Annotated in this window: 9 protein-coding genes; 7 read left to right on the top strand and 2 right to left on the bottom strand. The window is 60.8% G+C overall.

Features of this window, described 5'->3' with window-relative positions:
* Positions 1–95: 95 nt before the first annotated feature.
* The 5 genes from ruvX to NDI87_RS14345 are packed head-to-tail and all read left to right on the top strand — an operon-like array spanning position 96 to position 3,802.
* Positions 96–533 (top strand): Holliday junction resolvase RuvX, encoded by a 438-nt coding sequence (gene ruvX / locus NDI87_RS14325; protein ID WP_296276058.1) that lies wholly within the window; start codon positions 96–98, stop codon positions 531–533.
* Entirely contained in the window at positions 530–1,027 is a 498-nt protein-coding gene (gene pyrR, locus NDI87_RS14330; RefSeq protein ID WP_296276060.1) for a bifunctional pyr operon transcriptional regulator/uracil phosphoribosyltransferase PyrR, read from the top strand. Before ruvX ends, pyrR begins: the two co-directional genes overlap by 4 nt.
* 2 nt (positions 1,028–1,029) lie before the next feature.
* The gene (locus NDI87_RS14335; RefSeq protein ID WP_296276062.1) at positions 1,030–1,992 is read left to right on the top strand and encodes an aspartate carbamoyltransferase catalytic subunit; all 963 of its coding nucleotides are present in this window, start codon (positions 1,030–1,032) and stop codon (positions 1,990–1,992) included.
* A gap of 19 nt (positions 1,993–2,011) precedes the next feature.
* Positions 2,012–3,319, top strand: coding sequence for a dihydroorotase (locus tag NDI87_RS14340; RefSeq protein ID WP_296276064.1), 1,308 nt, complete (start codon positions 2,012–2,014; stop codon positions 3,317–3,319).
* A 15-nt stretch (positions 3,320–3,334) separates the two neighbouring features.
* Positions 3,335–3,802 carry a CreA family protein gene (locus NDI87_RS14345; RefSeq protein ID WP_296276066.1) on the top strand — a complete coding sequence of 156 codons (468 nt, stop codon included), beginning with the start codon at positions 3,335–3,337 and terminating at the stop codon, positions 3,800–3,802.
* A 44-nt stretch (positions 3,803–3,846) separates the two neighbouring features.
* On the opposite strand, the gene NDI87_RS14350 is transcribed toward NDI87_RS14345, so the two are convergent.
* Positions 3,847–6,708 (bottom strand): EAL domain-containing protein, encoded by a 2,862-nt coding sequence (locus tag NDI87_RS14350; protein WP_296276072.1) that lies wholly within the window; start codon positions 6,706–6,708, stop codon positions 3,847–3,849.
* On the opposite strand from NDI87_RS14350, the gene NDI87_RS14355 reads away from it, so the two are divergent.
* Positions 6,628–6,945, top strand: coding sequence for a hypothetical protein (locus tag NDI87_RS14355; RefSeq protein WP_296276074.1), 318 nt, complete (start codon positions 6,628–6,630; stop codon positions 6,943–6,945). The two genes, NDI87_RS14350 and NDI87_RS14355, sit on opposite strands and share 81 nt — an antisense overlap.
* 118 nt (positions 6,946–7,063) lie before the next feature.
* Here the strand turns inward: NDI87_RS14355 and NDI87_RS14360 are convergent, their stop codons facing one another.
* Positions 7,064–8,239, bottom strand: coding sequence for an ABC transporter ATP-binding protein (locus NDI87_RS14360; RefSeq protein WP_296276068.1), 1,176 nt, complete (start codon positions 8,237–8,239; stop codon positions 7,064–7,066).
* 58 nt (positions 8,240–8,297) lie between these two features.
* On the opposite strand from NDI87_RS14360, the gene NDI87_RS14365 reads away from it, so the two are divergent.
* A partial coding sequence (locus NDI87_RS14365; protein WP_296276070.1) for an ABC transporter permease subunit occupies positions 8,298–9,577 on the top strand: 1,280 nt, incomplete at its 3' end.

The following is a 9,577-nucleotide window of genomic DNA, read 5'->3' on the forward strand; positions in this document are numbered from 1 at the left end:
CTGATCTTTGAGACCCCGGTGCCTGAGCGCTACGCCCAGGCACTCAAGCTGCTGGGCCTGGAGCCCTGGATGCTGGCCCCCGACGCCGGACACGCATGAGCACTTTGCCAGACAGTTCAAGCGTCAACCCACAACCGGTGGTGCCCGCCCATTTGCAAACTTTCATGGCGCTCGATTTCGGCCTCAAGCGCACCGGCTTTGCGGTGGGCAACCGACTCATGCGCACGGCCCAGCCGCAGGGCACGATCATCGCCGAGGGCAAGGCCCGCTTCGACAAGGTGGCGCTGCAACTCAAAACCTGGCAGCCCGACGCGCTGGTGGTCGGCGTGCCGTTTCACCCCGACGGCGCCGCCCACGAAAACACGGTGCGGGCGCGCCGTTTTGCGCGCCAGTTGCACGGCCGCTTCAACCTGCCGGTCTTTGAGGTCGACGAGCGCTACACCACCACCGAGGCCCGCTCGCAGGGCGCGGTTGACGCCGATGCGGCGGCGGCCTGCATCATTCTGGAACAGTTTTTAAGGAGTCTTCCATGAGCACACTGGCACTTGATGCCGAGGCGCTGTATGCCGATCTGGCGCGCAACCTGCGCCCGCTGCTGCAGCCGGACACGCAGCTGCTGGGCATCGCCTCGGGCGGCGTCTGGCTGGCCGAGCGCCTGCGCCAGGACTTGGGCCTGGCGCAGCCGTTTGGCATCATCTCGTCGGCCATGCACCGCGACGACTTCGCCCGCCGCGGCATGACCAGCAGCGCCCAGACGCAAATTCCGTTCGACGTGAACGGCGCCCATGTGCTGTTGCTCGACGATGTGCTGTTTACCGGGCGCACGGTGCGCGCGGTGCTCAACGAGCTGTTTGACTTCGGCCGCCCGGCCAGCGTCAAGCTGGCGGTGCTGGTGGACCGCGGCGGCCGCGAACTGCCGATCCAGGCCGACCTGTGCAGCGCACGCATCAACCTGCCCGCCAGCCAGTCGCTGGCGCTGGAACGCCATGAGGACGGCCGTTTCAGTTTTAACGTGAAAGACATTTAGCCATGCTGTACCAGCGCAACCCGCAGCTCAATAAAAACGGCGAGCTGATCCATTTGCTCTCGACCGAGGGCCTGCCCAAAAGCATCCTGAACCAGGTGCTCGACACTGCCGCCAATTTCGTTTCGGTCGGCAACCGCGAGGTCAAAAAAGTCCCCTTGCTGCGCGGCAAGAGCGTCTTCAACCTGTTTTTCGAGAACTCCACGCGCACCCGCACCACCTTCGAGATTGCCGCCAAGCGCCTGAGCGCCGACGTGATCAACCTCGACATTGCCAAGTCGTCCGCCGCCAAGGGCGAGTCCTTGCTGGACACCATTGCCAACCTGAGCGCCATGGCCGCCGACATTTTTGTGGTGCGCCACAGCGAATCTGGCGCGCCCTACCTGATCGCCCAGCACGTGGCGCCGCATGTGCATGTGGTCAATGCCGGTGACGGCCGCCATGCCCATCCCACCCAGGGTCTGCTCGACATGTACACCATTCGCCACTACAAGGGCGACTTTGCCAACCTGACGGTGGCCATTGTGGGCGACGTGCTGCACTCGCGCGTGGCGCGCTCCGACATCCACGCCCTCACCACGCTGGGCTGTGCCGAGGTGCGCGTGGTCGGGCCCAAGACCCTGGTGCCCTCCGACATGGCGCAGATGGGTGTGCGGGTCTGCCACACGCTCGAAGAAGGCATCAAGGACGCCGATGTGGTGATCATGCTGCGTCTGCAAAACGAGCGCATGAGCGGCGCGCTGCTGCCCTCCAGCCAGGAATTCTTCAAGAGTTTTGGCCTGACTTCGACCAAGTTGCAACTGGCCAAGCCGGACGCCATTGTGATGCACCCCGGCCCGATCAACCGCGGCGTCGAGATTGACTCGGCGGTGGTCGATGGTCGCCAGAGTGTGATCCTGCCGCAGGTGACCTTTGGCATTGCGGTGCGCATGGCGGTGATGAGCATCGTGGCCGGCAACGAAGCCTGAACTTTTTTGAGAACAACAGATGAACAAGCAAACACGTGTGCTGATTCAGGGCGGCCGGGTCATCGATCCCGCCAGTGGTCTGGATGCCAAAGCCGACGTCGCCCTGGGCAATGGGGCCGTCGTCGCGATCAAAAATATTCCTGCGGATTTTCAGCCGGAGGTCACTATTCCAGCGGATGGCTGCCTGGTCCTGCCGGGTCTGGTGGACCTGGCGGTGCGCCTGCGCGAACCAGGCAACGAACATGCCCGCATGCTCGAATCCGAAATGAGCGCGGCCATGGCCGGTGGCGTCACCAGCCTGGTGTGCCAGCCCGACACCGACCCGGTGCTCGACGAGCCCGGCCTGGTTGAAATGCTGCGCTTTCGCGCCGAAAAACTGCAACAGGCGCGGGTCTATCCGCTGGGCGCTCTGACGCGCAACCTCAAGGGTGAAACGCTCACCGAGATGGTGATGCTGACCGATGCCGGTTGCGTGGCCTTCAGCCAAGCCGAGGGCATGCTGGGCAATACCCAGGTGCTGCAGCGCGCTTTCCAGTACGCCACCACCTTTGGCTACGCCGTGTGGTTGCGTCCGCAGGATTATTTTCTGGGTCAGGGCGTGGCGGCCAGCGGCCCGCTGGCCACCCGCATGGGCCTGAGCGGTGTGCCGGTGATGGCCGAGACCATTGCCCTGCACATCATTTTCGAGCTGATGCGCGCCACCGGGGCGCGCGTCCACCTGTGCCGCATCAGCAGCGCCGCCGGCGTCGCCCTGGTGCGCCAGGCCAAGTTGGACGGCTTGAAAGTGACGTGCGATGTCAGCATCAACTCGCTGCATCTGACCGATACCGACATCGGCTATTTCGACAGCAGCGCCCGGCTGACCCCACCGTTGCGCCAGCAGCGTGACCGTGACGCACTGCGCGCCGGATTGCTTGATGCCACGATTGATGCGCTGGTGTCGGACCACACGCCGGTCGATGAAGATGCCAAGAACCTGCCGTTTGCCGAAAGCGAGCCCGGCGCCACCGGACTGGAGTTGCTGCTGAGCCTGGCCTACAAATGGCATCTGGACAGCGGCATCGCTTTGGCGCGCGCCATCGCGGTGGTGACCGAGGGCCCGGCCAGGGTGCTGGGCGCGGCCCTGGGCCCGCGCCTGGGTCGTACCGGCCATTTGCAAGTGGGGGGGCTGGCCGATGTCTGTGTGTTCGACCCGCAGGCCAGTTGGACGGTGCAGGCCGACACCCTGGTCAGCCAGGGCAAACATACGCCGTTTTCAGGCTACGAATTGCCCGGGCGCGTGCGTTGCACTCTGGTGGGTGGGCGCGTGGCGTATCAGGCGGGTTGACCCGGCAGGACATGCATGAAAAAAATCTTATTTACCGTGGCTTTTCTGTCCGCATCGTTGGGCTGCTTTGCTGAAACTGTGGGTGACGTCAGCACCACATTCAAACTTTTGAGCCCCAACGACAAAGTCGTGGTGGAAGTGTTCGATGATCCCGACGTGGGCGGGGTCGCCTGCTATTTGTCGCACGCTAAAACAGGGGGGTACAAAGGCGCGCTGGGCTTGGCAGAAGACACGTCCGACGCCTCGGTGGCCTGCCGCCAGATCGGACCGATTGCCTTCAAGGGCAAGATTGCCATGCAAGACGAAGTGTTCAATGCACGCACGTCTTTTCTGTTCAAGCATGTGCGCGTGGTGCGCATGGTTGACAGCAAGCGCAACACCCTGGTCTATCTGGTGTATTCCGACAAACTCATTGATGGCAGTCCGAAAAATAGCGTGACCGCAGTGCCCGTGCCGGCCACGCTGCCAATACCGCTGAAATAAGCGCTGGGCAATTGTCTCTGATCAGTTGAAATCAGTCGGATTGGTCAAGTTGGCATCGGCGGCAGCACGCCGGGTTCCACGCTCACAAGCGGGCCACCTTGGCGCAGCAGGCGGGCGAATTCTTCTGCGGGCAGCGGATGTCCAAAGAGGTAACCCTGAATTTCGTCGCACCCTTGAGCGCGCAAATAATCAAGTTGAAACTGGGTTTCCACACCCTCGGCGATGGTCCTGAAACCAAGCCCGTGGGACATACTGATGATCGCCCGCACAATGGCGCCGTCGTTGTCATCACGACCCAACTCGCGCACAAATGACTGGTCAATTTTGAGTTTGTCGATTTGGTAGAGCTTGAGGTAACTCAAAGAGGAATACCCGGTGCCGAAGTCGTCAATCGACAAGGTGACGCCCATGGCATGCAGCTTGCTGATCTGATCAACCGCCAGGCTGGAATCCTCCATGGCAATGCGCTCGGTCAATTCCAGCTCCAGCAGCGCAGGAGACAACTGGCTGTTCTGCAAGGCAGCAGCTACTGTTTCACACAAGGTGGACTGATGAAACTGGAGCGCCGATAAATTAACGGCCACGGGGACAACGCCCAAGCCTTCGCGTTGCCAGCTGGCCACCTGCTGGACTGCGCTGCGCAAGACCCAGTCACCAATCTCCAGAATCTGACCGCTGTTTTCAGCAATGGGAATAAAGCGGCTGGGTGAGACCAGACCCCATTCAGGATGTTGCCAGCGAATCAGCGCTTCTGCGCCAATGATCCGACACGTCAGCGCATCGACTTGCGGTTGGTAATAAAGCAGCAATTCCCCCTTGGACAGCGCTTGGCGGAGTTGATTTTCCATGAGCAGCAATTCATTCACCTGCCCATGCATTTGTTCGGTAAAAAACTTGAAGTTGTCGCGGCCGTTGAGTTTGGCCTGCTTCAAGGCGGCACCTGCGCATTGCGTCAATTTTTCAATGTCCGTGCCGTTGTCGGGGTAAATGGCGGCCCCGACACTGGCCGTCAGCCGTAGCTCCTGCCCGCTGTCAAGCACCACAGGCTCTTTGATAAGCGCCAGCATGCGACTGGCTGCGTGTGCCGCACCGTGGGCGTTGGTATTTGGCAGCAGCAAGATGAATTCATCAGCGCTGTGCCGGCACACGGTGTCATCGGCCTGCAGGTTATTGACCAGACGGGTGGCAATTGTCCGCAAAACCTGATCACCCACAGACCGGCCAAGTGAGTCGTTGATGTACTGAAAACGGTCGATGTCAAGAAACAACATGGCCACGCGGCCGCTGGTACGTTTGGCTGTAGTCAGCGCCAGGGTGGTTCGGTCAAACAAGAGATCAGAATTGGGCAACTGGGTCAGCTTGTCATAGTGGTCCAGGTAAGCAATGCGCTCCTGGTCAGCTTTCCTGTCGGTGAGATCTGACAGGATGCCGATGTACTTGGTGGTAGCTCCTGAAGCGTCTTTGACGGCACTGACAGACAGCCACTCCGGATAAATCACCCCGTTTTTGCGTTTGTTCCATAACTCTCCCTGCCAATAGCCGTCGGTCTGGATCTCCTGCCACATCGCAGCATAGAAGGCGGTGTCGTGTCGGCCGGAGCTAAGAAAACCGGGAGTCCGGCCAAGGGTTTCTGCTTCGCTGTAGCCGGTGATGGTGGTGAACGCCGGATTGACCGAGAGAATGCGGGTCTGAGCATCGGTGATCACGATGCCATCGCGGCTGGAGGTGAACATCTGCGCGCCAAGTTGTAATTGCGCCTCATTTTTCTTGCGTTCCGTGATGTCACGTGAAATCACGATAAAACGGGGCTCGCCGGCACCGATGTCATTTTTACGGGCAATCGAGAGCTCAAACCACCGCAGTTCACCGCCAATCGGAATCTCGATTTGTTGCCCCATGGAAAAACCCTTCAGATTGGCTTCCTGCAAGGCGGCCAAAGAAATCGAAGATGCCGGTGCAGGCAGAACTTCAGAGAGCAATTTGCCCAAAAAAACCTCTGGCGGAACCGCCAACAGGTTTAACCGGGAGGTGCGAAACGCGTGATAACGCCCCGCCAGATCGACCTCGAACAAAACGTCAGGCATGGCATCCAGCGTGGCTTCCAGATCGGCCTGGGCCAGGCGTAATTCCTGTGTCATTTTGTTTGCCAGTGCAACAGCGCGTTCACGCCCGGTCAAGAGGAGCCAGGACAGCCAACCCAGCAAAAAACTCAAGGTGATCCCCATGAGGGCGATCAGCCAATGTTTATGCGTGGTGTTAAAGGCGTTTTCGAATGTCGGCAGTGTGCGAAAGACCAGGGTCCAACGTTTGCCACCCATATCCAGCGTTCGTGTGGTGTTCAGCGCAGGCACTGAGTCGGGTGCCCCGAAAGCGGTTTTCCAACTGACAAGTCGTGCCGCCGGCAAGGCGGTTTCACCAACATAAATGTCAAAACCAATATCGTCTGGAAGCTGTTGTTTCAGACCCGCCATCAGATCAGCCATGCGAAAAGGGCCGCTGACCCAGCCGGCCAGCGCCTCACGGCGTTCTTCCTGCGTATCGATAGGTCGGCCTTGTGCGTAAATGGGTACATACATGACAACGGCTGGCAAAGCGTCCGTGTCGTCCTGCACCAGTTTGATGCGACCGGTCAAGGCCATCTCACCGGTGTCGCGCGCCCGTTCCAGTGCGCCCTGCAAGCCAGGGTTGGAAAGCAGGTCAAATCCAAGCGCCTTGACGTTGCTGTCCGCAAAAGGCTCAATCAGAACAATCGGTGCATATTGGGCGCGTTCTCCTTCCGGCTTGATCTTATAGTCAGTAATCCCGAGGCTGTTCATATCAGCCAGATGGCGTGGCTTTTGGGCCTGGGGCACCCGGACGGCAATGGCAAGCCCCTGCAGGCTGTGCTGTATATGTTCCAGCTGCAGTGCCTTGTAGTATTGTCGAAAGTCGCTGCGCGTTACCTCGCTGGAGCTTTCGTACAGTCCTTTGACACCGCGCAATATCAAATTGATATTCGAAATTCTTTGGTGAATGTTTTGTGTGACAAGATTGGCGGCTTCCTGAAAAACATACTGGCGCTCGTGAAGCAAGTCACTTTCTTCTTTGATCCAATAGCCAGCCGTCACCCCCAGCATGGCCAGCGTGATCAACGGTGGGACTGATTTGATCGGTTGCCAACGGGCGAACATCTTTTGACTATCGTTTTGAAAGAGCAGTCCGTCATGCTACAGGCATTCCTGCGAATCCCTGAACGCAGGCGTCAGTTAAGTTGGAGATTTTTCAAAGTGTTACAACAGGTTTTTCCGCATGCCATTGCACCGGCTGCACCAGGTCGGCCGGTCGCACGGTGTGCTCGCAAGGCATGCGGCACATGCGGCCGTCGTGCTGCGGGCAGTCGCGGTTGAAGGTCACCACATGGTCCACCTGGGCGCGAATGCCAATCCACTCGCCCAGGGAATGGTCGTGGTGGCTGGGCACCAGCGCCATCACGGTTTCGCCGGTGGCCAGGCGCAGCGTGTACAGGAACTCGGCGCCGCGAAACGCCTTGCGCATGATCTGCGCCTTGACCGGCGCATCGTCGTCGTGCACGATGTCGTCGGCGCGCAGCAACACATCACAGGCCCCGTTTGAGTAGGCGCAGGGCAGCGGGCACTCGGCCATGTCCGACAGGTTGCCGAGAGGCGTTTGCACCACCACCTGGCCGGCCACGTCGCGGATCACGGCCGGGGTAAAAACGCCATGGCCGATGAATTCGGCGACAAAGCGCGAGGCCGGACGGTGGTAAAGCGTGTAAGCGTTGTCCCACTGGTGCAACTGGCCCTCGTGCATGACGCCAATGGTGTCGCCCACGGCAAAAGCCTCGAGCTGGTCATGGGTAACAAACAGGGCCGTGGCATGGGCCGCCTTGAGGATGCCGCGCACCTCGTAGGCAAGCCGTTCGCGCAAGTCCACATCAAGGTTTGAAAAAGGCTCATCGAGCAATAACAAGCGCGGTCCGGGCGCGAGTGCGCGCGCCAGCGCCACGCGCTGTTGCTGCCCACCCGAGAGTTCGTGGGGGAAGCGTTTTTCCTGTCCCTCCAGTCCCACCAGCGCCAGCACTTCGGCCACTCGGGCCTGGCGCTCGGCACGCGGCAAATGCGCAATGCCAAAGGCCACGTTGCGGCCAATGCTCAGGTGGGGAAACAGTGCGTAGTCCTGGAATACCATGCCCACATGGCGCAACTCCGGCGGCAGCGACTGGCCGGCCTGGCTCACCACTTCGCCGCCGAGCCGGGTGACGCCTGCGCTGGCTTGCTCCAACCCGGCCACCGCGCGCAACAGCGTGGTTTTGCCGCACCCCGACGGCCCGATCAGCACGCCAATATCCCCGGCGCGCAGGCCGAAGGACACGTTCTGCACGGCCGGGCTGGTTCGACCGGCATAAGTGACACTGAGTTGAGAGACTTCTAGAAACATGAAAATGATTGTAAATGCCTACAATTCGCATTTGCTCTTTTAATCCATTTATCCCTACATGTTCTTGCTCAGACTGCGTCAGTTCCTGTTTTTGTTGTTGACGGCGGTCTTCATGCTCCCGGTGCTGGCCGTGATGGCTTCCTGGTTGTCCATGGGCGACGCCGACAGCGCTGCCTGGCAAATCCTGCGTGAGATGGCGCAAACCGTGTTGCCCGATTACCTGGGTACCACGCTCCTCCTGAGTGTGCTGGTGGGCGTGGGGGTTGTGGTAGTGGGCTTGTCTTGCGCGGCGGCGGTCACCTTGTTTGATTTTCCCGGAAGACGTTTTTTTGAGTGGGCGCTGCTGTTGCCACTGGCCATGCCGGCTTATGTGGTGGCCTATGCCTACACCGACTTTTTGCAGTTCAGCGGGCCGTTTCAAACCATGGTGCGCGAGCTCACGGGCTGGCAGGGCAGGGTGTTTCCCGAAGTGCGCAACCTGGGCGGCGCCGCCTGGGTGTTCATCTTTTCGCTCTACCCCTATGTTTATTTGCTGGCGCGCACCGCCCTCAGTGAACGGGCGGCGCAGTTGATGGAGGCGGCCCGCCTGCTCGGCGCGCCCATGCGCCGGCGCATGTTCGAGATCGCCTTGCCGCTGGCGCGTCCGGCGGTGGCGGCTGGCACCGCGCTGGCCCTGATGGAAACCCTGGCCGACTTTGGCGTATCGAGCTACTTTGGCATTCAAACCTTTACCGCGGGCATCTACAAGGCCTGGCTTTCGATGGACAACCGCCTGGCTGCGGCCCAGTTGTCCACCATGCTGCTGGTGATGGTGGCGCTGCTGCTGTTTCTGGAGCGCCGTTCCCGGCAAAAATTGCGCTTTGCGGCCAGCCGCGGCGCCCGGGCCGGGTCCATGGATGCGCGTGCGCAGCGTTTGACGGGCGGGCAGCTTGGTCTGGCCTGGCTGCTGTGTGGCGTGCCCGTGCTGGCCGGCTTTGTGTTGCCGGTGCTGTTCATGCTGCGGCCGCTGATTGCCGACTGGTCGGTGCTGTCCTGGGGCTCGTTTTCAGGCTGGGCCCTGAACAGCGTGCGTTTGGGCTTGATCAGCGCGGTGCTGGCGGTTGCCCTGGCTTTGGCGCTGGCGTTCAGCGTACGGCGCCGCCCCGATGCGCCCACCCGCTGGGCGGTGCAACTGGCGGGCCTGGGTTATGCTGTGCCCGGCGCGGTGATCGTGGTTGGCCTGCTGCTGCCCGTGGGCTGGTTGCAGGCGCGCTGGCCCGAAAGCGGTGCGGGTTACCTCATGACCGCCACGGCGCTGGGTCTGGTGTGGGCCTATCTGGTGCGCTTTTGTGCGGTGGC

It is taken from the genome of Rhodoferax sp., assembly GCF_023701345.1.
Taxonomy (GTDB): Bacteria; Pseudomonadota; Gammaproteobacteria; order Burkholderiales; family Burkholderiaceae_C; genus Rhodoferax.